The organism is Photobacterium sp. Ph5, from assembly GCF_022129445.1.
Taxonomy (GTDB): domain Bacteria; phylum Pseudomonadota; class Gammaproteobacteria; order Enterobacterales; family Vibrionaceae; genus Photobacterium.
In genome coordinates this window covers 1-25,943 of record NZ_JADQAQ010000034.1, presented here as the reverse complement: position 1 = coordinate 25,943, position 25,943 = coordinate 1, and the positions used below count along the sequence as shown (strand labels likewise).

20 protein-coding genes and 1 pseudogene are annotated in these 25,943 nt (G+C 38.6%); 14 read left to right on the top strand and 7 right to left on the bottom strand.

Annotated elements, in window-relative coordinates; genetic code table 11:
• Positions 1–68: 68 nt before the first annotated feature.
• Together lgt and I3259_RS13585 are read right to left on the bottom strand one after the other, a co-directional pair.
• A complete protein-coding gene (gene lgt, locus I3259_RS13590; protein ID WP_238030110.1) occupies positions 69–869 on the bottom strand; it encodes a prolipoprotein diacylglyceryl transferase in 801 nt (266 codons plus the stop codon).
• A 156-nt stretch (positions 870–1,025) separates the two neighbouring features.
• On the bottom strand, positions 1,026–2,534 hold the full coding sequence (locus I3259_RS13585; protein ID WP_238030127.1) for a sensor domain-containing diguanylate cyclase: 1,509 nt from the start codon (positions 2,532–2,534) through the stop codon (positions 1,026–1,028).
• Between the two features lie 283 nt (positions 2,535–2,817).
• On the opposite strand from I3259_RS13585, the gene I3259_RS13580 reads away from it, so the two are divergent.
• The 5 genes from I3259_RS13580 to I3259_RS13560 all read left to right on the top strand — a co-directional run bounded on the left by I3259_RS13580 (position 2,818) and on the right by I3259_RS13560 (position 10,141).
• The gene (locus I3259_RS13580; RefSeq protein ID WP_238030109.1) at positions 2,818–3,195 is read left to right on the top strand and encodes a hypothetical protein; all 378 of its coding nucleotides are present in this window, start codon (positions 2,818–2,820) and stop codon (positions 3,193–3,195) included.
• Positions 3,196–3,356: 161 nt separating this feature from the next.
• Entirely contained in the window at positions 3,357–4,706 is a 1,350-nt protein-coding gene (locus I3259_RS13575; RefSeq protein ID WP_238030108.1) for a TolC family protein, read from the top strand.
• Between the two features lie 9 nt (positions 4,707–4,715).
• The gene (locus I3259_RS13570) at positions 4,716–6,431 is read left to right on the top strand and encodes an efflux RND transporter periplasmic adaptor subunit (RefSeq protein ID WP_238030107.1); all 1,716 of its coding nucleotides are present in this window, start codon (positions 4,716–4,718) and stop codon (positions 6,429–6,431) included.
• A complete protein-coding gene (locus tag I3259_RS13565; RefSeq protein ID WP_238030106.1) occupies positions 6,431–9,553 on the top strand; it encodes an efflux RND transporter permease subunit in 3,123 nt (1,040 codons plus the stop codon). Before I3259_RS13570 ends, I3259_RS13565 begins: the two co-directional genes overlap by 1 nt.
• 69 nt (positions 9,554–9,622) lie before the next feature.
• Positions 9,623–10,141: a copper-binding protein gene (locus tag I3259_RS13560; RefSeq protein WP_238030105.1), complete on the top strand. Its 519-nt coding sequence runs from the start codon at positions 9,623–9,625 to the stop codon at positions 10,139–10,141.
• A 118-nt stretch (positions 10,142–10,259) separates the two neighbouring features.
• On the opposite strand, the gene I3259_RS13555 is transcribed toward I3259_RS13560, so the two are convergent.
• The 3 genes from I3259_RS13555 to I3259_RS13545 all read right to left on the bottom strand — a co-directional run bounded on the left by I3259_RS13555 (position 10,260) and on the right by I3259_RS13545 (position 12,777).
• Entirely contained in the window at positions 10,260–11,168 is a 909-nt protein-coding gene (locus I3259_RS13555; protein WP_238030104.1) for a cation diffusion facilitator family transporter, read from the bottom strand.
• Between the two features lie 143 nt (positions 11,169–11,311).
• Complete coding sequence (locus tag I3259_RS13550) at positions 11,312–11,797, bottom strand: DUF1456 family protein (protein ID WP_238030103.1); 486 nt, start codon at positions 11,795–11,797, stop codon at positions 11,312–11,314.
• A 77-nt stretch (positions 11,798–11,874) separates the two neighbouring features.
• Positions 11,875–12,777 carry a hypothetical protein gene (locus I3259_RS13545; RefSeq protein WP_238030102.1) on the bottom strand — a complete coding sequence of 301 codons (903 nt, stop codon included), beginning with the start codon at positions 12,775–12,777 and terminating at the stop codon, positions 11,875–11,877.
• Positions 12,778–12,966: 189 nt separating this feature from the next.
• Here I3259_RS13545 and I3259_RS13540 point away from each other — a divergent pair, with 189 nt between their 5' ends.
• The 5 genes from I3259_RS13540 to budA all read left to right on the top strand — a co-directional run bounded on the left by I3259_RS13540 (position 12,967) and on the right by budA (position 20,124).
• Positions 12,967–14,160 (top strand): vWA domain-containing protein, encoded by a 1,194-nt coding sequence (locus I3259_RS13540; protein ID WP_238030101.1) that lies wholly within the window; start codon positions 12,967–12,969, stop codon positions 14,158–14,160.
• On the top strand, positions 14,157–15,623 hold the full coding sequence (locus I3259_RS13535; RefSeq protein ID WP_238030100.1) for a lytic transglycosylase F: 1,467 nt from the start codon (positions 14,157–14,159) through the stop codon (positions 15,621–15,623). The genes I3259_RS13540 and I3259_RS13535 overlap by 4 nt, the downstream gene beginning before the upstream one ends.
• Positions 15,624–16,298: 675 nt before the next feature.
• Complete coding sequence (locus tag I3259_RS13530) at positions 16,299–17,489, top strand: NupC/NupG family nucleoside CNT transporter (RefSeq protein ID WP_238030099.1); 1,191 nt, start codon at positions 16,299–16,301, stop codon at positions 17,487–17,489.
• A 238-nt stretch (positions 17,490–17,727) separates the two neighbouring features.
• The gene (gene alsS / locus I3259_RS13525; RefSeq protein WP_238030098.1) at positions 17,728–19,392 is read left to right on the top strand and encodes an acetolactate synthase AlsS; all 1,665 of its coding nucleotides are present in this window, start codon (positions 17,728–17,730) and stop codon (positions 19,390–19,392) included.
• 12 nt (positions 19,393–19,404) lie between these two features.
• Positions 19,405–20,124: an acetolactate decarboxylase gene (gene budA, locus I3259_RS13520; protein WP_238030097.1), complete on the top strand. Its 720-nt coding sequence runs from the start codon at positions 19,405–19,407 to the stop codon at positions 20,122–20,124.
• Positions 20,125–20,189: 65 nt separating this feature from the next.
• On the opposite strand, the gene I3259_RS13515 is transcribed toward budA, so the two are convergent.
• Both I3259_RS13515 and I3259_RS13510 read right to left on the bottom strand, forming a co-directional pair.
• A complete protein-coding gene (locus tag I3259_RS13515; RefSeq protein WP_238030096.1) occupies positions 20,190–20,858 on the bottom strand; it encodes a hypothetical protein in 669 nt (222 codons plus the stop codon).
• Positions 20,859–21,270: 412 nt separating this feature from the next.
• Positions 21,271–21,504: pseudogene (locus tag I3259_RS13510) on the bottom strand (PhoD-like phosphatase N-terminal domain-containing protein).
• Between the two features lie 620 nt (positions 21,505–22,124).
• On the opposite strand from I3259_RS13510, the gene I3259_RS13505 reads away from it, so the two are divergent.
• The 4 genes from I3259_RS13505 to I3259_RS13490 form a co-directional block, all read left to right on the top strand.
• Positions 22,125–23,351: an NAD(P)/FAD-dependent oxidoreductase gene (locus tag I3259_RS13505; RefSeq protein WP_238030095.1), complete on the top strand. Its 1,227-nt coding sequence runs from the start codon at positions 22,125–22,127 to the stop codon at positions 23,349–23,351.
• 140 nt (positions 23,352–23,491) lie between these two features.
• The gene (gene gfa / locus I3259_RS13500) at positions 23,492–24,097 is read left to right on the top strand and encodes an S-(hydroxymethyl)glutathione synthase (RefSeq protein WP_238030094.1); all 606 of its coding nucleotides are present in this window, start codon (positions 23,492–23,494) and stop codon (positions 24,095–24,097) included.
• A gap of 179 nt (positions 24,098–24,276) precedes the next feature.
• Complete coding sequence (gfa, locus tag I3259_RS13495) at positions 24,277–24,846, top strand: S-(hydroxymethyl)glutathione synthase (protein ID WP_238030093.1); 570 nt, start codon at positions 24,277–24,279, stop codon at positions 24,844–24,846.
• A 592-nt stretch (positions 24,847–25,438) separates the two neighbouring features.
• Positions 25,439–25,943, top strand: a 505-nt coding sequence (locus I3259_RS13490) for an alcohol dehydrogenase catalytic domain-containing protein (RefSeq protein WP_238030092.1), incomplete at its 3' end; no start/stop codon positions are given.

Here is a 25,943-nt window from a genome sequence, read left to right as displayed (position 1 = left end):
TTTAATAACAACAAAAAAGCCGATCATAAAAGATCGGCTTTTTGATATCTATAACATAGACAATCGCTTTAGCTTTGTTTTTCTAGGGCTAATCGACGTGCCTTTTGACCTTTGATAACAAGGAAAATACCAACAAGAATAAATGGGATACTCAATAATTGACCCGTATTAATTACCATGTCAGTTGAGTAATCAGCTTGGTGCACTTTAATAAATTCTAGCAAGAAGCGTACAGTCATCACTAATACTAAGAACCAACCTAATAGTAGACCCTTGTATTTCCCAATGTCGGTTTTACGATAAAGCGTAAACAATAGAATAAAGATAGCTAAGTAAGAGAAACCTTCATACAACATAACAGGATGACGTGGGATCATATCAACACGTTCGAAGATAACCGCCCAAGGAAGATCGCTTGGCTTACCTAAAATCTCTGAATTAAAGAAATTACCAGTACGGACAAAGAAACCAAATAGTGCTGTAGCTATAGCTAAACGATCAAGCAGCCACATAAAGTTAATCTTGTAACGCTTGGTGTAAAAGTAAACAGCTAGAATCACACCTAAACCACCGCCGTGACTCGCTAACCCACCATTCCATACTGCAATAATTTGACCTGGGTTCGCCCAGTAATAGTCTGGATCGTAGAACACGACATGAAATAAACGGGCGCCAATAATAATCCCAACCACGGCGTACATTAATAGTGAATCTAAACTTTCTACAGGTTTATCTTCACGTACATATATTGACTTCATAACTTGGAAGCCAGCTGTGATTGCTAACGCAAATAGCACACCATACCAATGAATCTTCAAACCGAAGATTGACACCATAACGGGGTCGATATTCCAAACAAAATGGTCCAAACGAGATTACCTTCTCAGTAACATAGAGCTCAAACAATATGAACTACTTACAATGCTGTACAGGTTATCAAGAAAAATCATTCTGGTGAATAAACGTTAGCTTAATTTTGGTAAATTTAATCGGATAATACATGTTTAAAAAATCAGAATTTCAACTTAATCTGATATAAAAAAGCAATTGCGCCCTTTGTTCTTACTCTCATATAACGCATGATCTGTACGCGTCATTAAGGTTTCAACATCGTCATTATCATGAGAAATAGCCGCACCAATACTTAAGGAACAATAAATTTCATTATCTTTGTATTGCAGAATTGTATTATTAACCGTATGGCAAACCTTAAATAACATCTGATCAAGTTCATTCACATCAATTTTCTGAGTAATAATAGAAAACTCATCACCACCAAGGCGAAATAATCTATCTTCTTTAGCTAATAATCCTTGTACTATTGTTGCAACATGAATTAATGCTTGATCTCCAAAAACATGTCCATAGTTATCGTTAATAGATTTAAATTTATCAATATCAATACTTATCAAGGTAAATACCTTTTTCTTAGTAAACATAGCATCGATATACTTATTAAATGATCGGCGATTCCTTAATTTAGTTAATACGTCACGATTAACAAGAAATTGTAACTCTTTCGTTTTTATTTTTAATTGTGCTTCAATTCTTTCTTTTTCACCGCGTTGAAAAGCAACGATAAAATAAACAAGAATAGCAATAATGACACCAGCACAAGCAATGCCAATTAATACCCATAAATCTTGTTCTTTTTTATCATTTGATTGTTTAAATTCAACAAGCCACACTCGATTAGGTAGCGTTACCTTCCTTGTGAATGTCATTCCCGTTGCTAAATCCCAACCTTTACTCTTATACATAATTGGAAAATCTTTTGAACCGATACCAGTATCAATAATTTTAATTTGACTATGAATACCATTTAATGAATGTTGAATAATTGAATTCATATATACGCTTAAATCTACCACACCAACAACAACGCCTATCATCTCATTGTTATTACGATTAAAGACCGGATAATAAATCAATAAGCCTCGCTTTTCTTTTTGTGGATGTACGTCATCTCTTCTCGCTTTTTTATTTATATCATTATATTTAATTGATGCTAACGTATCTGAAAGTATAGCAACGCTATCTGAAACATTCGGCTGCTTTGTCGTTCTTATATTATCGAAGAAAAACTGAGTACGCTCACTAATAGAATAATAACCTAACACATCTAAATTATGTTTAGATATTGGATAAATATCGCTAACAACATAAATAACAGACATACCAGAAAAGTGACCATTAATTTTTAACTTTTTATTTTTAGTTATTGTATAAATATTAAAATCTGAACTGGCATATTTTTGTGCCTTGGTGAAATTTGTTATATTTTCAGGTGTCACTTTTTCAAGCCACTGAAGGCTTATCAAACTTTTTGAACTTCCTACAACCTCTTTGGCAAAGCGATCAAAATTAATCCAATTAGAAGGTGAACTTGATTGAAAGAAGTTAGCGGCGGATCCAATAAAATCAATATCACTATTTACTTGATCACGCAATAAATCAGCTTGACGAGAAGCCGCAGACTCTAATACTGCTTGCTGATTATGATTTTGTATCTGATTAATCACACCAACTAACATCACAGTCAATACTAAAACTATCATTGATACAATAAGAGGTATCTTTTTTAGTCTTGTTACTGATCGTAAGTAGAAGTAAGGCAAAATCAATATTCCTAATGTGGTTTATAGTGACATTTTACATTATTTTTGTTCTATGCAAACAATAGAACTATAGACTGATGCAATAACAAACAAAAACACTATAATTAGCCGTTATTATCATTATTAACAAAGATATAAAGCTTGACTTTAGTTGGGGCTAAAGACGTATAATTAATTACTTTTGTTTTAAAGGATTAAAATGTTAAATCGTCATCTTCGCACTACTTACATAGCAGTTATCACACTTATAGTACTTATGCTATCAAGTGTTGCGACTAGTGCACCTTTGATGGCGTTAAAAATGGTAAACATGACAAATAGTGCAATGGTAAGCAATAGTGATCATTGTGCAGAAATGATGAGTCACGACACAGATACAACAAACAGCAAACAATGTCATCAAGATACTGCTGATGTTGACACTTGTTGTTCAATGGCATGTATTAGCTTCTTTGCTTACCTTCCAAGCTACGACACCTATTTCTCTCGCTTATCACAACATCTAAAAATCCCGCAAGACACACTTGTATCTAAAGTTACCTATCCCCGCTCTCTCTATCGTCCTCCAATAGCATAATTCTGAACAAACCTTATATTCCGTACTACCAAGTGCCTGTCACTTGCTGTAGTTAAGATTTGTTGCATCTCTAAACCTGTATTTGAATTTAAAAACAGATTGATAGAGTGCATATAGCATCACTGAATTCATTCAGATGTTATAATTGTTCGGATTAAAATATGAACATAAAAACCGTATTACAGACATGTTTTGTCGTAAGCTGCTTCATTGTATCTGGTATTTCTCAGGCAACGATACCTACCATTAGTACCAGTAAAAAATCACTTACACAGCTCATTGAAACAGCTGTGATTAAAGATCAAAAACGCAGCGAAATTACTGCGCAAATGCAAGCAACATTAGAAAACAGTGTTGCAATTTCTAGCCTGCCCGATCCAAAACTTAAAATGGGATTTGGTGGTCTACCTCTGAATAGTTTTTCATTTGATAGCGATCCCATGACCATGCTTTCTGTTGGCTTAATGCAACAGTTTGGCCGTGGTGCAACACTCGATTTGCAACAACTCAAAGGTGAAATTCAAGCCAAAGGTATTGAATTACAACTTGGTGTACGTGAATTAGACATTGCTAATGCCATCACACAGCGTTGGATAGAACTTGGTTATTTGCAGCATGTTGAAGCCATCATCAACAAAAATAAGCGTTTATTTTCCGAGTTAGCACAGGTAACAAAAACCAATTACGCCAACGGTACGAATGAAGCGCAAGATGTTCTACAAGCCCAACTGCAAATCAGCAAAATTGATGAAACGCTAAATAATAATCTGCAACAACAGCAACGCTTAATTTACCAGTTGTCTGAATGGTTGGGTGCACAATGGTTATCCAGTGCTGGCACAATGAATGCCAAACAACCATTACATTGGCAAAAGCTCAATACGCTGCTTCCTCAATTAGAAAATCGGACAGAGCACTACGCTATTTTGCGTCATCACCCGATAGTGAAGATTTCTGATACGGCGATCTCAGCCAGTGAAACCCAAGTGGATATTGCAACCGAAGCCTACAAACCCCTGTTTGGTGTCGAAGTGATGTACGGTGCCCGTTTTGCCAATGGCATGAATGGAAAACCAGCATCAGACATGCTGTCAGCTTATCTCACCATGGATGTCCCGTTGTTCACAGAAAACAAACAAGACCGCACCTACAATGCCGCTCAGCAGCAAGTTATCGCAGCGAAATCTCAGCGTGATTTATTGCTACAACAGATGAACGCCAAGGTAAATACGCTGTTGATTGAACGCCACAATCTATTAAGTCGAATTGAGCGTTACAAGAAGAACCTACAACCCCAAGCAAAAGCTCGCACCCAAGCCGTCGAGCGCGGTTATCAAAACAATACAGCCTCATTTAAAGACGTGATCACCGCAGCCAATGATGAGTTAAACCTTAATACCGAACGTGTACGTATCGAAACCGATCTGCAATTAACGAATAGTCAATTGGCGGCATTAACCAATGGTTTCGACATTCAATCTTCAACATTAACCAACAATAATAATCAGTAAGGGTTAACCATGAAAACGCATTCTACTTTTGCCATCGCAGCACTCGCTCTTGTTATTGGTGGTGTTATCGGGGGTATGGCTGCACCGTATTTTTCAAGCCACTCAGGGCATCAAAATCAAGAAACAACCTCAAATGATGAGCCACTTTACTGGGTTGCACCGATGGATCCTAACTATCAACGAGATAAACCGGGTAAATCGCCAATGGGGATGGATTTGATCCCTGTTTATGCTGATGACTTAAACGGCAACAATGACAAACTCGGTACGGTCAAAATCGATCCCGCCGTTGAAAACAACCTAGGGGTTAAAACCGCACTGGTGACAAAACAAGTGTTGTCACCACAAATTGCCACGATCGGTTACATCGCCTTTGATGAAAGCCAATTATGGCAAACGAACTTACGTGTTAGTGGTTGGGTTAAAAAGCTGTATATCAACGCCGTGGGTGAAAAGGTTAAGAAAGACGATGTGCTATTTACCCTTTATTCACCTGAATTGGTGAAAGCCCAAGAAGAATTGCTGAACGCATACCGTAGTGGTCGTTCAGGATTAGTATCTGGCGCAAAACAGCGTCTGCTTTCAATGGGTGTCGATAAAGCTCAAATCAGCCAAATACTACAAACAAAAAAAGCCAAACAAACCATAGATATTAAAGCGTTAGGCAATGGGATCATCGCTAGCTTAAATGTGCGAGAAGGTGGTTACTTATCACCAAGCCAAACCGCAATTAGTGCTGGTACTATCAATGAGGTATGGGTCAACGCAGAGATTTTTGAGCGCCAAGCCCACTGGGTAAAACAAGATACCCCAGCCACCATGACGTTAGAAGCGATTCCAAACCAACAATGGCAAGGTAAGGTGGATTATATCTACCCTATTTTAGATCCCAAAACACGCACGCTGCGTGTACGGCTAAAATTTGCCAATGATAATGGTGATTTAAAACCAAACATGTTTGCCAATATCACCTTGCAGCCTCACTCAGAAGACACCGTACTGACTATCCCTTCTCAAGCAATTATTCGATCTGGTGGCATGAGCCGTGTGGTGCTATCTGAAGGTGATGGTAAATACCGCTCAGCCAAAATCATTGTGGGTCGAGAAGCTAACAATATCACTGAAGTCGTTAAAGGCTTAAAAGAAAACGATCGGATTGTTACTTCGGCACAATTTATGCTCGATTCTGAATCGAGCCAATCAGCCGATCTGTCACGCATTAATGGTCAAGATGAAAAACAAGCATCTGTATGGGTCACAGGTACCATCACAGACATCATGCTTGATCATAATATGCTCACTATCAACCACCAGCCAGTACCAGAGTGGAGCTGGCCGGGCATGGTGATGAATTTTGATCTTACTAAAAATATCGACACGTCAACGCTGGCAAAAAATCAAAATATTGAGTTTGAAATTCAAAAAACGCCACAGGGTAAATATGAGATCCTTGCGTTAAAAGTATCTGACAACCAAGCAGCAAAAGCGCATTGGATCACAGGCAAAATCACTATGCTCATGGCGGACTTTAATATGATCACCGTCAGCCATGACGCCGTCGATGATTGGCAATGGTCAGCCGGCGAAATGAACTTCACCACTGATGGCAGCATTGATTTAAATGCCTTTAAAGAAGGTGAATCTGTTTCCTTTTTAGTCGAAAAAGAGAACGCAGATTACGTATTAAAAGCGCTTACACCTGCCAATAATAAGGGAGATAAATAATGATCCCTGCCATTATTCGATGGTCGATCAACAACCGCTTATTGGTGTTGATTGCGACGCTATTTCTCACTCTGGGTGGCTTATATAGCGTTAAGAATACGCCTGTTGATGCCATTCCTGATCTTTCTGATGTACAGGTGATCATCAAAACCAGTTACCCCGGTCAAGCGCCCCAAGTAGTCGAAGATCAGGTGACCTATCCGTTAACAACAGCCATGTTAGCCGTACCGGGGGCTGAAACCGTTCGTGGTTATTCTTTCTTTGGTGACTCCTATGTCTACATTATTTTCAATGATAAAACCGACATGTATTGGGCTCGCTCACGGGTATTGGAATATTTAAGCCAAGTTGCGCCTAAACTGCCCGCTAATGCCAAACCAACATTAGGCCCAGATGCCACCGGTGTAGGTTGGATTTACAGCTATGTATTACAAGATAAAACAGGCAAGCACGATCTGGCAGAGCTTCGTAGCCTGCAAGACTGGTTCTTAAAATACGAGTTGCAAACCGTTGAAGGGGTCTCCGAAGTTGCCACCGTTGGCGGTATGGTGAAGCAATATCAAGTGGAAATCGATCCCGCTAAGTTGCGTGCTTACGATTTGACGTTGCAACAAGTCAACATGGCAATCCAAAACGGCAACCAAGAAACAGGCGCATCGGTAATTGAAGTCGCTGAAGCTGAACACATGGTGCGTACCACAGGTTACTTAACCAATATTGATGATATTAAATCACTACCATTGAAAGTCACGGCGACGGGAATCCCGTTACTGTTAGGTGATGTCGCAACCATCAATCTTGGTCCACAAATGCGTCGTGGTATCTCTGAATTTAACGGTGAAGGTGAAGCGGTTGGTGGCGTTATCGTGATGCGATTTGGTGAAAATGCCAGTGCCGTGATTGATAAAGTCAAAGCAAAACTCGAAACGTTACAACGTAGCTTGCCTGATGGTGTTGAAATAGTCGCCACTTATGATCGCTCTACCCTTATCGATCAAGCGGTAGAAAACCTATGGCAAAAACTGGCTGAAGAATTCATCGTTGTTGCCATTGTCTGCGCCCTCTTTTTATTCCATATACGCTCATCGCTGGTGATCGCCATTAGCTTGCCGATCGGTATCTTATCTGCGTTCATCATCATGCATTGGCAAGGTATTAACGCCAACATCATGTCATTAGGCGGCATCGCTATCGCCATTGGTGCCATGGTAGATGGTGCCATCGTAATGATTGAAAACTTGCATAAGCACATTGAGCGCACGCCACTGACCAATGAAAACCGCTGGCAAGTGATCAGTAAAGCGGCTGAAGAAGTCGGCACACCTCTGTTCTTCTCACTACTGATCATCACATTAAGTTTTGTGCCTGTGTTTGCGCTTGAAGGTCAAGAAGGCAAGATGTTCTCTCCCCTCGCCTTTACCAAAACCTATGCAATGGCGGCAGCCGCAGGGTTAGCGATCACCTTAGTGCCCGTGTTAATGGGCTACTTTGTTCGAGGTCGAATTTTACCTGAAAGCAAAAATCCGATTAATAAAGCCCTGATTGCGCTTTATCGCCCAATGCTCAACATCAGCTTACGTTTTCCTAAAACCATCATTGCAATAGCAATTGCGTTAATGGCGTCGTCTTACTACCCCATCACCAAGTTAGGTAGCGAGTTTATTCCGCCATTAGACGAAGGCGATCTGATGTATATGCCGACTACCTATCCGGGGATCTCAATTGGTAAAGCCCGTGAGTTATTACAACAAACTAATAAATTGATCAAAACCGTACCGGAAGTAGCAACCGTGTGGGGCAAGGTGGGACGTGCAGAATCGGCAACCGATCCCGCACCTTTAACCATGATCGAAACGGTGATCCAATTAAAACCGAAAGATCAATGGCGAGAGGGCGTCACTAGCGAATCTCTGCGTAAGGAATTTGATCAATTAATTCAATTTCCGGGCTTAACCAACGCATGGGTCATGCCAATCAAAACTCGTATTGATATGTTGGCAACGGGGATCAAAACCCCTATCGGGATCAAAATTGCAGGCCCAGATCTGCAAGTGATAGAGAAAATTGGTGCGGAGCTTGAGCCGATTCTCAATAACATCACAGGGACTGCTTCTGTGTATGCTGAACGTGTTGCTGGCGGTCGCTACATCACAATCGATATTAAACGTCGTCAGGCGGCACGATATGGCTTGTCCGTTAAAGATATTCAACAGGTGATTTCGACTGCTGTGGGTGGTATGAACGTCAGTGAAAGTGTCGAAGGTTTAGAGCGTTATCCTATTAACGTGCGTTACCCACAATCTTACCGTGACTCAGTGACTAAGCTGCAACACTTACCGCTAGTCACCCCCAACGGTGCACGTATTGCGTTAGCTGATGTGGCTGATATTCGCTATGAAGACGGACCACCGATGATCAAAACCGAAAATGCTCGCCCTAATGGTTGGGTGTTTGTTGATATTGATGATCGCGACTTAGGCTCATACGTAACTGAAGCACAACAAACGGTGGCAGAGCAGCTTAAATTACCTGCGGGTTATTCACTGGCATGGTCTGGTCAATATGAGTATATGGAACGTGCAAAAGCCCGTTTAAGTATTGTTGCGCCATTAACCATTAGCATCATCATGCTACTGCTTTACTTTAGCTTCCGCCGAGTCACTGAAGTGCTGGTGATCATGGCAACCCTACCTCTCGCCATGGTGGGTGGATTATGGCTGATGTGGTACTTGAACTTTAACTTCTCGATTGCCGTTGGGGTGGGTTTCATTGCCCTTGCTGGTGTTGCCGTCGAGATTGGCGTCATCATGTTGGTTTATCTCAACCAAGCGTGGAGTTTTAAACAGCAAGATTGCGCAGAGAAAACGCTCACCACTGACGATCTCCATGCTGCGATTCATGAAGGTGCCGGACAACGTGTTCGCCCTGTGATGATGACAGTACTTACCGTGATCATCGGTTTAATTCCCATTATGTATGGTGCAGGAACCGGCTCTGAAGTCATGCAGCGTATTGCGGCACCTATGATAGGTGGCATGGCATCAGCGTTAATTCTCACCCTACTTGTTATCCCTGCTGTATTTAAACTTTGGAAAAATATGGCAATGAAAAAGTCAGTATAAACAAGCTCAATCACGTGGTTATCCAATATGGGTAACCACAATATCGACTTCACTATAAAGGAATAGAGAATGAAATTATTCAATCACACATTCGTTGCGCTTTTACTTACCACCTCAAGCGTTGCATTGGCTGAAATGGATCACAGTAAGATGGAGCATGGTGCAATGAAAATGGATCACAGCACTATGGATATGAAAGGTATGTCTGCTGTGGGTATGCCAGCAAAAGGCGCAAAACCCGACAAGGTGGTTCATGTTATTTTATCCGATGACAACAAGATCACTTTTAAAAAAGACGTTGATATCCAGCCCAATGATGTGGTGCAGTTTGTTGTAATGAATACAGGCAAGATTGATCATAACTTCACTATTGGCTCAAAAGAAGAGCAAACTAAACATCGTAAAATGATGGCAACAATGGATCACAGTAACCATGAACATAACCACGATGACGGTAGCAGCGTAACCGTCGCACCAGGCAAAGCTAAACAAGTTTTATGGCATTTCCATGGTGATAATAATGTTGTTCTATCTTGTAATATGCCGGGACACTCTGAAGCCGGTATGACGAAAACATTAACGCTTTAAACCAGATTAATCACTGCATAATTTACCGTGGCTGCAATCTCTTCAGCCACGGTTTTTATATAATGAAATAAGTAAACCTAACGATAGTATTGGTCACAATGCTATATACAGATGTGTGTTAATTACTCGTAACACCACAAGATTGATGTTCTGTTTTACATACACAATCAGCCGCTTCTATTTGCACCGTAACATGCTCAATATCAAAGTGCTCGTGAACATGATGTTTAATCTCATCAGCTAATGATTGTGCTTGTAAATAATCGTCAACGACTAGGTGTACCGTCATGGCATTTTCAGTGGTACTCATCGGCCATACATGCAGGTCATGGAAAGTGGCAACATTTGGCAATGCCGCTAAATACGCTTTTAATCCTGCCATATCAACATTGCTTGGTACTGCATCTAATGAATAGTTAATTGAATCTTTTAGTAATCCCCATGTACCAATTAAAATGACCACCACAATAGCTAAACTGGTGGCTGGATCTAACCAATCCCAGCCTGTCATATTAATAATAAACGCTGAAATAATGACACCAAGCGATACTGAGGCATCCCCTGCCATATGTAAAAATGCCCCTTTCATGTTCAGATCATGCTTTTGTCCTTTCGCAAATAGCATCGCTGTCGCAGCATTTATAATGACACCAATAAAGGCAACAACCATCACCGTTATACCAGCAACTGGACGAGGATCTGAAAATCGCTGAACCGCCTCCCATGCAATGGCTCCGAGTGCAAATAACAACAATATAGCACTGGTTAATGATGCCAATATTGTGGCTTTACGAAAGCCATAAGTTCGTTGATCGGTTGCGGCTTTTTTTGCTAAGGCAAAAGCGCCCCATGCTAAAACTAACGTAACAACATCGCTCAAGTTATGGCCTGCATCAGCCAATAAGGCTAAAGAATCAGTAACAAAGCCATATATTGCTTCGACAATGACATAAAGAAGATTAAGTACAATTCCTAGTGCGAATGCAGAATTGTAATTTGAAATAGAGTGTTCATGTGAGTGCGCCATTAGCCGTTTTCCATTTTTATCATCTCTATTAATGTTACTCTTTCTGATAAGAATCACATGCAACCTGATATTACAGATGTAAAAAAAGCAGCCAACGCTGCTTTTTATTACTTTCGATTTATTCTGTTACGTCTGAAATAACGTTATTCTGCTTCTGCCGTCGCAGGCTCTTCACCACGAAAGTTAATTTGTAATGCTTGCAAAAAGTTACGTAGCACCTGATCTTTGCACTCACGGTAATGCTTATGATCAAGCTTGCGGAAAAAAGCACTTAATTCATGCTTACTTAAACGGAAATCCACCAGCTTAAACAAATCCAATACATCATCTGCTTTTAGATTTAATGCAATTTGAAGCTTACGGAAAATAATATTATTAGTCAGCTTTTTCTCTGGTACTGGTTGTGGACCTTCTTTCTTGCCACGCTTTTGATTGATAAAGCCGTTTAGAAACGTTGCAAATTCTTCGTCAGAACAACTTTTGTAATCGTCGTTATCTTCTGGCTTTAACCAGTTACATACTTGCTCACGAGTTACCGTAACGTCTGCTTGTGCAAAGATTTCAATTAGTTGGCTATCATTTAAATCAAAGATGTAGCGTACACGGCGTAAAATATCGTTATTAGTCACAATTTTTCCAGTTTAGTAGGCTGCCCCTTATAGGGATAACAGCTAAATTTGGGCTGATACTAGCAGATGTTGCAAGGTTATTCACTTGCATTAATCAAAGATGACACATCTACCGTAGCTATCATCGCTTTCGTTAATGGGTTTTTCTCACTGGTGATTAGAAGCTTATTGTTGTTATACCAATGCACCGCTTCCCACTGAGAATAAATTCTTAACCGCTTATATTGCGCTGTTGACCAATCTAATTGATTGCCTTTGACTTTCACTAACCAAATAAATGAATACCCTAAAAAGACATCTTTACGATACCCCAACAACACAAGCGTAGACGTTGTGGCATTGTAATCAGCGCTGGTGATTAACCCTTCTGTTGGATAATCCCCAGCAGGTGTAACAGTCTGATTAACTTTAGTTGTACTTAAACGGTATAGTTTAGTGTGCTCATTTTGCCAATTTTTACTAAATAGCCAAAGTTGATCTCCTACTACCGTTATCGCTTCACTATCATAATTATGTTGATACGTTTTACCCGGTTTAAAATCTTTAAAGCGATAGCGAATTGTAGTAATGGGTGACACTGACGAGCCTTTTTTAAGCGATGTTAGTGGGACTTTATAAATCACACCACCATTACGACGAGTCGAATTATTTCCTGTATCACCAATATATAGATAGCGCTTACTTTGTGCTAAATCTTCCCAATCATAGTTTTTACTGTGTTTTACCGTCACTGTTTTTGTGACCGTTTTAAAATCAGAAGACAGTTGGTAAATCTGATTTTGACTGCCACTGTCATTATGAGACCATATCTGTCCATTAATAAGGGCAAGACCTGATGATTCATTCAACACTTCAGGTAAATTTGCCAGAACATCAACATCTAATGGCTTACGTACAGAATACGTAGACGCTGAACTACAGCCAGATAAGCTGAGTAAAGCCACTACCAGATAAATATGTTTTTTGAATATATCTACCACTAAAACAAACCTATTAAATTTAAAAGTGAGTTACTACTTACTTTACATTTATAACCGCTACTTTGTTCTTGAAGACTACAAATGTTGCCGCGAAACTCTGCACAAATAGCACTTACCAACCATACTTAGAGAATTAGTTTCTAGAATACGCTGACATTTAGCACTCAATACATTGATATGCGAGATATTATGCTAATACGACTATTATTGCTCAGTTTTCTTTTGACCATCTCTATTCCTGCCTATAGTAGCAGTGATAAAAAGCCGCCTGCACTCGTACTTCCAGATATTCTACAACCTGAACACGCAAAAAATAAAACTACCCCCATGCCTTTTACTCGCACCGGCCCAACAATTCAAGTCGCGATTTTACTTGATGCCAGTGGCTCTATGGGAGGATTAATCAATCAGGCAAGAGAACAAATCTGGTTAATCATCAATGCCATTGCAACAGCTAATAAACATGATCACCCTGTTACATTACAAGTTGCATTGTTTGAATATGGCGTTGAGCATCAGTCAAAACATGATGGTTATTTACGTCTACTCTCACCACTCACATCCGATCTTGATCAATTTTCAGAAGCACTTTTTGCAATCAAAATTGGGGGAAGTAAAGAATATGCACCACAAGTGATTCAAGAAGCAACAAACCGGTTACAGTGGAGCAAGCACCCAGACGATCTACGTTTGATCATCATTGCAGGTAATGAAGAGTTTCAACAAGGGGATATTCCTATTAGCCATGCTATTCCCCTTGCGGTAAGTAACGGTATTGTCGTAAATACCTTATATTGCGGCCCTCATTTAAAAGGCCGAGAATTACAATGGGCAACACCTGCATTGTTAGGTCATGGCAATTACTTAAATATCGATCATAAGAAAAAAGCACCGCAGATTGAGACCCCTTATGACGATGATATTATCGAGCTGGGTCGTCAACTTAACGAAACTTACATTGGTTATGGTGCAAAAGGATCAAGTAAAAAAAATCAGCAACTCGCTCAAGATACCAATGCATCAAGCCTTTCTAAATCGAGTAGCGCAGAGCGCAGCATTGCCAAAGCAGGTAAACAGTATAAAACTCAGGATTGGGATTTAATTTCACTCGCACAAGAAAATTTAGAGCAAGGTTTAACGTACGCAAAAAAAGATCAACAGCACTACCGTGGATTAAATGACCAACAAATCATCGGAAAGCTTAAACGACAAATAGCGCAAAGAGAAAAGCTACAACAACAAATATCGGCGTTAGAACAACAACGAAAAACCTTTATTAAACAATCAAAAAACACAAAAAAAACTCAGAAAGATGACTTGGGAAATGCGATTATTTTAACCATACAGGATCAAGCTAAATCAAAAGGCTTTAGTTTCCTATGAACGTCCAACTAAAAAAGCGGCTATTACCTTTATGGGTATATATGGCTTTACTTTTAACATCTAGTACCATCTTAGGCTTAACACTATCACCACTTACAGGCCCAACTTACACAGGTGATCTCAGCGCTCTTGAAAAAAAAAGGGTGGTAAGAGTATTAGTCTCGGCTGATCTGGGTTTTTATTATATTGAAGATGGTCTGCCGAAGGGCATTATTGCTGAATTACTTCATCACTTTGAGTTAGATATTCATAAAACTTATCCAAAGCTCAATATTCAAGTGATCCCTGTTCATCGAGATCAACTCATACCATTCTTGATTGCTGGACACGGTGATCTCGCTGTTGCCAATTTAACCATTACTGAACAACGAAAAAAGCAAGTCGCATTTAGTGAACCTGTACTTAGCAATATTTCAGAAGTCATCATTAATAATATTGATTTTCCTGAAATCACCCAAATAGAACAACTCAGCGATAAAGAGATCTGGGTAAGAAAAAGTTCTAGTTATTACCAAAGCCTACTTGAAGTCAACAATCGTTTACGACTGCAACGCCTTGATCCAATGAAAATTCATTTTATAGAAGAAACGCTTCAAGACTATGAGTTGCTAGAAATGGTCAATCTTGGATTGATGAATATGACTGTTTTAGACGAACATAAAATGAAAATATGGCAAACAGTATTACCTAAATTACGCATGAACTCTGCCTTTGTTTTACGCAGTAATGGTGAGATCGCATGGGCGATGAGAAAAGAAAGCCCTCAATTAATGACATTAGTTAATACCTATATTGAACAAATAAAATCAGGCACATTATTAGGTAATGTCATTTATAATAAATATTTAGATAATCAAGGTTGGATAACTAACCTATTGAGTGATAATAACATTGATAAAATGGAAAAGCTTTCTGATCTATTTTTTAAATATTCATCCGAATATGACTTTGATTATTTAATGATGATGGCACAAGGCTTTCAAGAGTCAGGTCTAAACCAACATAAGGTCTCAAATAAAGGCGCTGTAGGAATTATGCAAGTACTACCTAGTACGGCAAGAGATCGATATATTAATATTCCTAATATTTATACCTCAAGTAACAATGTTCATGCTGGTATTAAATATATGCGTTATATCCAAAATAATTATTTAGATGATAACCGCTTAACTTTTGATAATAAAATGTACATGACACTTGCCTCTTATAATGCAGGGCCAGGTAATATTAGAAAAATGCGTCGTTATGCAAAAGAAAAAGGCTATAACCCTGATATTTGGTTTAATAATGTTGAAATTATTACAAGAAAGCACATTGGCAAACAACCTGTCGTCTATGTCACCAATATCAATCGTTATTATATTGTTTATAAACAATTAATGAGTTTAAAGAAATACCGTGAAAAAGGAATCCGGCCTTTTGTCCCTCCTTACCGGTTTGATGCCCCTACTGTCCTTGAATAACGGCTATTACTTACGTTGAACGTCATTAAACCTAGACGATCAACGTAAGTTTGCCACCTATACATTATTTAGACTTTAGGCTTTTATTAAGTCTTGTTTCACTGCGCTGTTCGTGTCGATGGAAGTACCATAATTTACGATTTTTAGAGGATTTTTTCATCATTTCGATTCCACTAAACTATCACGAATAAAATATTTGTTCGCAATACACTTTAATATTTAGCGCAGCATTGAATCATATTTAAAAAAATCTGAAATTTATTTATCTTAAATATTATTTTCCATATTTAATGAACACAATTAAAAATAACATTCATCATACACAGAAACTACATTTGGCTATTTAACATTCGGATTTTTACCAACTCACCTACTGTTATATTCTAAATTTCATAAAAAAGTCTTTTTACGTCAGATTACAAGTGAGATTCAGCTCACACTTATGCTCATTGGGTATATTGCTGATACCGCTATTTGAGCGTATAACGACAACCCTGTAACTACGGGGCTCTTTCAAACTGCAATCGTTTGCCGCAATCGTGATTCATCTAAGTAATGAATAGAGACAAGAAAATGACGTCACTAAAAAATGAGATTTGAATCACTTTTAGAAAGAAAGAAATGATTAAACATAAATACATTGATTGATAAGTATCACACTGAGAGCAACCGAATATGGTCTATCTACATTTCATTTTAGGGTTAGTTGTTATCGCAGCCCTAGCACTTGTTGCAAGTAATAACCGTAAAAACATCAAATATCGATATATTATCCAGCTACTGTTTATTGAAATGGGATTAGCCTACTTCTTGCTTAACTCCTCAATGGGTACAGGCATCGTTAAAGAATTTGCTGATGGCTTTAATGGCTTACTTAATTTTGCTGCAGAAGGGACTAATTTCGTCTTTGGCAACCTCTCGAATAATGATGGCTTTAACTTCTTCCTAAGTGTCTTAATGCCAATCGTCTTTATTTCTGCACTCATTGGTATTCTTCAACATATCAAAGTATTGCCTTACGTAATCAAAGCTCTTGGCTATTTATTATCAAAAGTGAATGGCATGGGCAAACTTGAATCATTTAACGCTATTAGCGCATTAATGGTCGGTCAATCTGAAAACTTCATTACCTATAAAGATATTCTCAGCAAGATGTCAGAGAGACGCATGTACACGTTAGCGGCAACAGCCATGTCGACAGTGTCTATGTCTATCGTCGGTTCTTACATGAAGCTTATCGATCCTAAATATGTTGTTGCTGCCCTATTTCTTAACATGTTTAGCACCTTTATCATTCTTTCGATCATTAACCCATACGATCATGAAGCCGAAATGAATATTGATGAGATGATGGCCGCTGAAAGTGGAGAGAAACTCACGTTCTTTGAAATGCTCGGGGAATACATCCTTACCGGTTTTAAAGTTGCAGTTATTGTAGCTGCCATGCTGATTGGTTTTATTGCTATAATTTCAATGATTAATGCTGGCTTTGATGCTGCATTTGGTATTAGCTTCCAAGATATTCTTGGTTATGCATTCTACCCATTCGCATGGATTATCGGTATTCCTGCCCATGAAGCATTACAAGCCGGTAGTATCATGGCAACAAAATTGGTCGCTAATGAGTTTGTTGCCATGATCTCGCTAGAAAAACAAGTTGGTGGCTTATCTGCTCATACCACAGGTATCATATCTATTTTCCTTGTGTCATTTGCCAACTTTAGCTCTATCGGTATTCTTGCCGGTGCTGTTAAAGGTGTTAATGAAGAAAAAGGTAATATGGTAGCGCGTTTTGGTTTACGTCTACTTTATGGCTCAACTCTAGTAAGTTTCTTATCAGCGCTAATCGCAGGTATCATGCTTTAACCGTTATACTTTTACCTCTTCAAACGCCAGTCTTTTATCATATAAAAGCTGGCGTTTTTTATTTCAATATTTACTTCTTTTTTAAATTTATTCCTCTTGATTGAAATATTAACTTTCATTTTCAGTTGTTTGATTTGTATGATGAATGTATAGAATTGTGTAACTCATCACATAAAATTCGAATTCACGAACAATGTCCTGAGCCTATTAACTAAATAACTATAATTTTGAGGCTTATATGTCGGATAAAACCGTCTCTGGTGCTGAACTAGTCGTTGAAACGCTAAAAGCGCACGATGTACCACATATTTTTGGCATTCCAGGTGCAAAAGTTGATGCAGTATTTGATGCTGTTTGTGATAACGGACCAGAAATTATAATTTGCCACCATGAACAAAATGCGGCATTTATGGCTGCTGCAACAGGGCGTTTGACCGGTAAAGCGGGAATTTGTTTAGCGACCTCAGGTCCTGGGGCATCAAATCTTGTCACAGGCGTTGCAACAGCAAACAGTGAAGGTGATCCTGTTGTTGCCCTAGCCGGTGCCGTTCCACTTTCAATGTATTCTCACAATACGCACCAATCAATGGACACGCGTTCATTGTTTAATCCCATTACCAAGTTTTCGGCTGAAGTCATGGACAGTGGTTCTGTACCGGATGTCGTGCATAAAGCTTTTCGTATCGCTGAACAACCAACACAAGGGGCAAGCTTTGTAAGCTTACCACAAGACATTTTAACTAATCGTATTCCCTACCAGCCTGTACAGCAGCCAAATCCAATTTTGTTTGGTGGTGCTCACCCACAAGCTGTTCGTCAAGCAGCTGATCATATTAATGCCGCAAAAAATCCGGTGCTGTTGCTAGGCATGGATGCAAGCCAACCTTTTGTTGCAGATACTATTCGCCAACTACTAAAACAAACACCAATTGCGGTTGTGAATACGTTTGCAGCAGCTGGCGTTATCTCTCATGATTTATACAACTGCTTTTTAGGTCGCGTTGGCTTATTTAAAAACCAACCTGGTGATATTGCATTAAATAACGCAGACTTGATCATCACCATTGGTTACAGCCCAATTGAATACGATCCTATTCTTTGGAATAAAGATGCCAATACGCCAATTATTCATATTGGTTATCAACAAGCAGATTTAGAAATCAGTTACAACCCTGTCTGTGAGGTGGTTGGTGACTTAGCGGTATCAGTGGCGTCTATTGCGAGTGAATTAGATAAACGAGAATCACTAGAAAGTAACCAACAAATCCAATTATTACGCCACGATTTGCAGCATATTATGCAGATGGGTAGTAATAAAACCTCATCAATTGGTGTTCACCCATTACGCTTTGTTCATGATTTACGCCGCTTTGTCAGTGATGATACCACTGTATGTTGTGATGTAGGCTCAATCTATATTTGGATGGCACGTTACTTCCATAGCTTTGAGCCTCGCCGTTTATTGTTCAGTAATGGTCAACAAACATTAGGTGTTGCACTGCCGTGGGCTATTGCAGCATCTCTCCTTCATCCTAATGAAAAAGTAATTTCGATGTCTGGTGATGGCGGTTTCTTATTCTCATCAATGGAATTAGCGACAGCCGTTCGTCACAAATGTAATATTGTTCATTTTGTTTGGACAGATCACAGTTATGACATGGTTAAAATCCAACAGCTTAAAAAATATGGTCGTGAGAGTGCTGTGAGCTTTATGGGTCCTGACATTGTTAAGTACGCAGAAAGTTTCGGTGCACATGGTTTAGCGATCAATACTGCCGATGACATCGAACCTGTGATGCGTAAAGCAATGAGTTTAAGTGGCCCAGTATTGGTCAACGTAAATGTTGATTATAGCGATAACAGCCGCTTGCTAGACCAACTACACCCTTGCCAGCAAGATTAATAGGAGCATCAAATGAGTACAGAGACAAATAGCAAAACGTTTTACCAAACCTCTATGATGAGTGCCTTAATTGCAGGCTTATATCACGGTGATTTCACAATTGGTCAGTTATTAGATCATGGTAACTTTGGTATTGGTACATTTAACGATCTTGATGGTGAAATGATTGTAATGGGAGATGAAGTTTACCAACTTACGAGTACTGGTGACATTCATCTTGTAGATCACGATATCACGACACCTTTTGCTTCTATTGTTAACTTTGAACCTAAAGAAAAACTCAGTTTAATTGAGCTTAATAAGCAAGAGTTTGAAACTTGTCTGGAGCAAGATCTACTGGCCCATAACGCAATTAATGCCATCCGTTTAACAGGTAAGTTCTCGTATGTAAAAACACGTACCGTACCTGCTCAGCACCGTCCTTATCCGCCTATGGTTGAAGTTGTTAAGCATCAGCCTATCGCCGAAATTACGCATGTTTCAGGTGTAATGATTGGCTTTAAAATTCCAGATTACATGATTGGTATTAACGTTCCCGGTTTCCACTTCCACTTCATCAGTGATGATCGCACTCAAGGCGGACATGTGAGTGACTTTATTCTCACAGAAGGTAGTGTGGAAGTTGAAATATTTAAAGACTTCCATCTTCGCATGCCTGCATCACAAGAGTTTGATCGCGCAGATCTCCACCCTGAAGATCTACAAGCGGCTATTCATGTGACTGAGAAGTAATCAACTAAAATATCTGTTTGTATAAACTCAAAAGGAGCGCGTCATCATCGCTCCTTTTTTATCTGTTATTTTTCATATAATCTAAAGTTATTCAGATCAAATAACCATGTTTGTGCAGGGTTACCTGGCAATGCCACAGTAATTGTTTTATTGTCATTAGTAATCGTTGGTATGTCGCTGCAATTACCAAACTCACTCGTTATTAAAGGTAATGAGTTCTGTCTTGCTACAACATACATAAACATCGCAGGGCATGCCGTACCACCTGTCGATAGCCAAACTAAGCTAACTTTACCGTTATCGATCGGAAATTCTTTTTCTATTCCTAAATTACCGTATTCATCTGATGAATAAATTTCATTGCTATCAAGATATAAGCTCGCATTACCATCGTCAGTACTCTTGGTAAATTTTAGTGGTTTAACTTGTGGGCCTTCTTCAAATTTAGGTTGAAAATATTGACTTTTATCCGAATAGGTTAATATCGCACCATTCAAAGTTATCTTTTCCCCGACCTTATCCATAATGAAAGGTTCATTTGTGTCATTGATGCGTAGTTCATAGCTCTGACCATCTGGCATTTCTAACCAATAATTTAAGGTCGCATAATTTAATGTTCCAGTTAACGTTATTGGGATCATCGATTCAAGCTCTGTCGCATTCACATTTGTTGTTACTACAGAGCTAAGTAATAAGAGGGATTTTAAAAAAAATTGTGATTTTTTTAGCATCATTCAGCCTTCCAATGACATAGATACGAGAAATAGCAGCATTCCACTGCTCACAGAGGTATCTTACGCTTTAGGTGGCTGTCTTTTATGATATAAGTCAAAATATTAACGTCCACAGGAAAAAGCATTGATTGCTTATATTTTTTCAGCAAATATTGATATTTAGATAAAAAACTGACTTAGTACCAAACAATAATTAATCAGGTTATGCATTATAAAGTTTAAATTGTTTTAACTGACCACTAAGCCATTTTTTGTCACTAGCTGTTAGCTTTCTATCTGATATCTAATCACCTAAATGTAGTACCGCATTCATAGATGATGTTTGATGCTGTTTAACTATTTCTCGATAGACATTAAACTAACCCGCAGGAAAGTTAGAACATGACACAACAGCTATGGCGGCTTTATCCAATCAACCTTCAGCTAAAGTCTGAGTCTGTGCTACTGGACTTATCATGTTATTTGACACAAAACGATAATAATGTTGATTCGGTTTGAGTCCGTCAACATCTACTTTAACCGTTAAATCTTTTATGCTCTCAGTAGTAACCTCACCCGACGCAACAATATGAGTAAATAGCTCATCTGTTGTTACTAGTCATAACACATCAATTAAACGCGCTTGCGTCGTTAAACGGGTCCAAATAATAACGGCATGCTGTAAAGGATCGCCACTAGCAACGCCGTGATTAAAACCGACTTCAATATATGACTGATGCTGCTGCTCATCCTTACTTTTGCACCCAAAGCGAAGTAACCACCACTGTAGATGATAGTGCTTTAACGAATCCTCGACGTGATAACGACATATCTATTCCTTTAAATACGACAACTAGTCAAACCAGATGGATATCGCATCTCTTTATGACGTTTTTGTTGATCCAAGGTGTAACTTTTTTTAATAAAAGCCTAAAAAAGCCCCCATCACCAAATTTTGAATCCCTACTAGGAATTTTATTATTACACAGCAGTAAAAGTAATTTGACGCTATAGGTTATTATCATCTTAATAGAAATAAATATAATACCACTCATCGCAGAAAAGTGAGGTTTTGAAAATATATACCTGCTTTATCTCACAAAACTTGAATTTTGGTGGATTTCATTGTCTTATATCAAGGAAATTCATCTAATAAATGATAGAGCATGCCATTCCATATAGGCATTCTCAAAAAAAATAGAGTAGCAACGGATTAGCTCATTAATTTAATGATGGTCAAACCATCCCCTGTGGAATGAAGTCCAGGGTGCCTTTTGAGGAATTCGTATGTCACGAATCGTTATTGTAGGTGGCGGTGCCGCAGGCTTAGAGTTATCAACTCTATTAGCAAAAACCGTACGTAAAGAAGACGAAATTATTCTTGTAGAACCAGAAACGCATCACTTCTGGAAACCTCGTTTGCATGAAATTGCAGCAGGTACTTTTGATAGCGACTTAGATACAGTTTGTTACTTCACCCACGGTGCTCGTCATGGCTATCAACATTATCAAGCCGCGATGACTGATATTGATCGTGATAATAAAATGCTTTCTGTTCGTCGCCCTGATGGTACAGAGGCGGGATTAAAATACGATTACCTTGTTATTGCAATTGGTGCGGTAAGTAACGACTTTAATACTACGGGTGCGAAAGATCATTGTTTATTCCTAGATTCAGCAAGCCAAGCACGTCAAGCATGGCATCAAGTTAGCCAAATCCTACGTGCTAGTGAAGATCGCACGGTAAACATCGTAGGAGCAGGAGCAACAGGTGTTGAACTGGCCGCTGAGCTTGCACGTGTTAGCCAAAAGCTTCAACGCTATAATGGTGCACCACTGCATATCAACTTGATTGAAGCTGCAGGCCGTGTATTACCAAATAGCCCTGAAAAAATGTCGGAAAAAGTACAAAAAGAGCTTGAGCGTAATAACGTAAATGTTCTTCTTGATACCCGTATTCGTGAAGTCACTGAAAAAGGTATGCTAACAGTTGATAACCGTGAGTTAGATGCTGATGTACAGTTCTGGGCTGCGGGTGTTAAAGCACCAGATTGGCTAAACGGTATTGGCGGTTTAAGTTATAATCGTATGAACCAAATTCAGGTAAATGCGAACTTAACAACAACCGTTGATGACAGTATCTTCTCTTTAGGTGATTGTGCGTCAATCCCTCAAGCTGATGGCAGCTTTGTGCCACCAAAAGCACAAGCGGCTAACCGTGCAGCGGTTCACTTAGCAAAAAGCCTTGGTGGTATGCTACGTGGTAAACCATTAACTGACTTCGAATTTAAAGATGGCGGTATGGTTGTTGCTGTAGGTCACCATTTTGCAGTCGGTTCATTTGCACCTGGCTCAAAAATGGAAGGAAAAATGGTACTGCAAGGACGTCTAATTCGTCGTCTATACGATACGATTTTCCGTCTTCACCAACGCACAGTAACAGGTATGTTTACCGTATCTCGTTTAATGATTGCAAAACGTCTTAAAGCAGTATTTAAACCTAACGGTATTTAATCTTTAATTCAGATCCTCAATAATGGTCAATATAATAAATATATTGACCATTATTAAAAACTTTTAAAATTTCAACTTATATTTATCAACTATTTTTATTAATAGTGTATTATCACACCTTAAATTAAATAAGTATAATAATGCTAAAACTATTCGCAAAACTATTTAATCGAAATAACCAACCTACTATTATTAACATTCATCCTGCCGTTAATCGTGGTATCACACCAACAAATAACACCTTAAAAGGTGGAAAATTACAATGTCACTGTCGTTCAAATAAAATAACGGTCTCTTTAGACGGTCAAACAGCACATAACCATATTTGTGGTTGTTCAAAATGTTGGAAACCTAAAGACGCATTATTTTCACAAGTTGCCGTTATTCCTCGCGATAAAGTAACGGTTACAGCGAATGCTGATAAACTAAAAATTGTTGACGATACGGCAGTGATTAAACGTTTTGCATGTAAAGACTGTGGTGTTCATATGTATGGTCGTATTAAAGATACAAACCACCCTTTCTATGGCTTAGACTTTGTACATACAGAATTATCTTCGACACAAGGTTGGTCAGAACCAACTTTCGCAGCATTTGTTTCTTCTATTATAGAAACAGGTACAGATCCAAAAAATATGGAAACTATCCGCGCTCGTATTGAAGAATTAGGTATGGAATCTTACGATTGTTTATCACCGGCATTAATGGATACAATTGCTGCTCACGTAGCACAACAAAACAAGTAATAATAAAAATATGATTATTCCTAATGAGTAATAATCATTTACTGTAAAACAGATTGTTTAAATCTAATAAAACTTTAGAATACTTTCATCCGTTAATTAATCTTTAATTAACGAATAGAAAATAAATAAAATAACACTCTCACTCTACATTTAATTATAAATAATATAAGAGCATCTTTATGTCTATTAAATTACACCCATCAATTGATAATGGTTTTGCTGCAACTAAAGAAAACTTTGCTGGTGGCGTATTAAGCTGTCAATGTAATACTAATACTGTACGTGTTAAGCTTGCTGGTCAAACAGCACATAACCACGCTTGTGGTTGTTCAAAATGCTGGAAGCCTGAAGGCGCTGTTTTCTCTCAAATCGCTGTGATTTCTCGTGACAATGTTGAAGTTATTGCTAATGCAGACAAACTAGTGGTTGTTGACCAAAATGCAGCAATCAAACGTCACGCTTGTAAAGAATGTGGCGTTCACATGTACGGTCGTATCGAAGATACTAACCACCCATTCCACGGTTTAGATTTTGTTCACACTGAACTATCAACTGACGAAGGTTGGTCTGCACCTGAGTTTGCAGCATTTGTTTCTTCTATCATCGAAACAGGTACTGATCCAAAAGATATGGATGCAATCCGCGCTCGTCTAAACGAACTAGGTCTTAAACCATACGATTGCCTATCTCCAGCATTAATGGATGCAATCGCAACTCACGTTTACGCACAAAATCATAAAAATGCATAAGCGATAAAATAAATCCAATAACGTTTAAAGCACATGTTAACTATTCTGGTTACATGTGCTTTTTTCTTATCTCCCGTTCAAATAATTTATCAACACAATGACGCATCTGTTGTCATTTCTATTGTTTATCACAAATGCCTAATATTGGCTCCACAACGGTTTTAAAATAATCAACTCGCCTCTAACTACCTATACCATTTTGCTTTCTATTCGGCCATTTAGTTAATTGATTATTTACACTTGGTTCAATACACCCACCGCATAGCCAATCGTGCTAAAAACAACCAGTTAGAATTAAGAAACAAATAATTATAACAATAAGAACAGAATAACTAAGAATTCCTTTAAAACATAAACTACAATGGCGTATAGTTGTTTACTAAAATTTAATATTAATTTTATGCTTATAAATCAAGTGATAACCTCAATTATTACTAATTGGTAATAATAATTTTCCATATCATGGGATTATCAGTAGGCAAGAAATAAATATAATAGTGACATCAAGACGACATGAGTGATTAGCTTTTTTATGTCGTTTTCAATAAGAATTATCGCCAGAATTAAGTTGGCTTAACGGAGTGAAGTAACGATGACTGATAAATTTATCAAATCTAAAGCAGCGATTGCATGGGGTCCAAAACAACCTCTTTCTATTGAAGAAGTAGATGTAATGTTACCTCGTGCAGGTGAAGTTCTAGTTCGCATCGTAGCAACGGGTGTATGTCACACTGACGCATTCACATTATCAGGTGACGATCCAGAAGGTATTTTCCCAGCTATTCTTGGTCACGAAGGTGGCGGTATTGTTGAAATGGTTGGTGAAGGCGTTACCGATCTTCAAGTTGGTGATCACGTTATTCCACTTTACACTGCAGAATGTGGTAAATGTAAATACTGTCTATCAGGCAAAACAAACCTTTGTCAGGCAGTACGTGAGACTCAAGGTAAAGGTCTAATGCCAGATGGAACAACACGTTTCTACAAAGATGGTCAGCCTATCTTCCACTACATGGGTTGTTCAACTTTCTCTGAATACACCGTTCTTCCTGAGATTTCACTAGCGAAAATCAGCAAAGAAGCACCACTAGAAGAAG

What these genes read in the sequence shown, in the direction of transcription:
- I3259_RS13580 (WP_238030109.1), top strand. Translation starts at nt 2,818, where the DNA reads ATGTTAAATCGTCATCTTCGCACTACTTACATAGCAGTTATCACACTT.
- I3259_RS13585 (WP_238030127.1), bottom strand. Translation starts at nt 2,534, where the DNA reads ATGTTAGTTGGTGTGATTAATCAGATACAAAATCATAATCAGCAAGCA.
- I3259_RS13555 (WP_238030104.1), bottom strand. Translation starts at nt 11,168, where the DNA reads ATGGCGCACTCACATGAACACTCTATTTCAAATTACAATTCTGCATTC.
- I3259_RS13535 (WP_238030100.1), top strand. Translation starts at nt 14,157, where the DNA reads ATGAACGTCCAACTAAAAAAGCGGCTATTACCTTTATGGGTATATATG.
- budA (WP_238030097.1), top strand. Translation starts at nt 19,405, where the DNA reads ATGAGTACAGAGACAAATAGCAAAACGTTTTACCAAACCTCTATGATG.
- I3259_RS13515 (WP_238030096.1), bottom strand. Translation starts at nt 20,858, where the DNA reads ATGATGCTAAAAAAATCACAATTTTTTTTAAAATCCCTCTTATTACTT.
- I3259_RS13505 (WP_238030095.1), top strand. Translation starts at nt 22,125, where the DNA reads ATGTCACGAATCGTTATTGTAGGTGGCGGTGCCGCAGGCTTAGAGTTA.
- alsS (WP_238030098.1), top strand. Translation starts at nt 17,728, where the DNA reads ATGTCGGATAAAACCGTCTCTGGTGCTGAACTAGTCGTTGAAACGCTA.
- I3259_RS13565 (WP_238030106.1), top strand. Translation starts at nt 6,431, where the DNA reads ATGATCCCTGCCATTATTCGATGGTCGATCAACAACCGCTTATTGGTG.
- gfa (WP_238030094.1), top strand. Translation starts at nt 23,492, where the DNA reads ATGCTAAAACTATTCGCAAAACTATTTAATCGAAATAACCAACCTACT.
- I3259_RS13570 (WP_238030107.1), top strand. Translation starts at nt 4,716, where the DNA reads ATGAAAACGCATTCTACTTTTGCCATCGCAGCACTCGCTCTTGTTATT.
- I3259_RS13575 (WP_238030108.1), top strand. Translation starts at nt 3,357, where the DNA reads ATGAACATAAAAACCGTATTACAGACATGTTTTGTCGTAAGCTGCTTC.
- I3259_RS13540 (WP_238030101.1), top strand. Translation starts at nt 12,967, where the DNA reads ATGCTAATACGACTATTATTGCTCAGTTTTCTTTTGACCATCTCTATT.
- I3259_RS13560 (WP_238030105.1), top strand. Translation starts at nt 9,623, where the DNA reads ATGAAATTATTCAATCACACATTCGTTGCGCTTTTACTTACCACCTCA.
- gfa (WP_238030093.1), top strand. Translation starts at nt 24,277, where the DNA reads ATGTCTATTAAATTACACCCATCAATTGATAATGGTTTTGCTGCAACT.
- I3259_RS13530 (WP_238030099.1), top strand. Translation starts at nt 16,299, where the DNA reads ATGGTCTATCTACATTTCATTTTAGGGTTAGTTGTTATCGCAGCCCTA.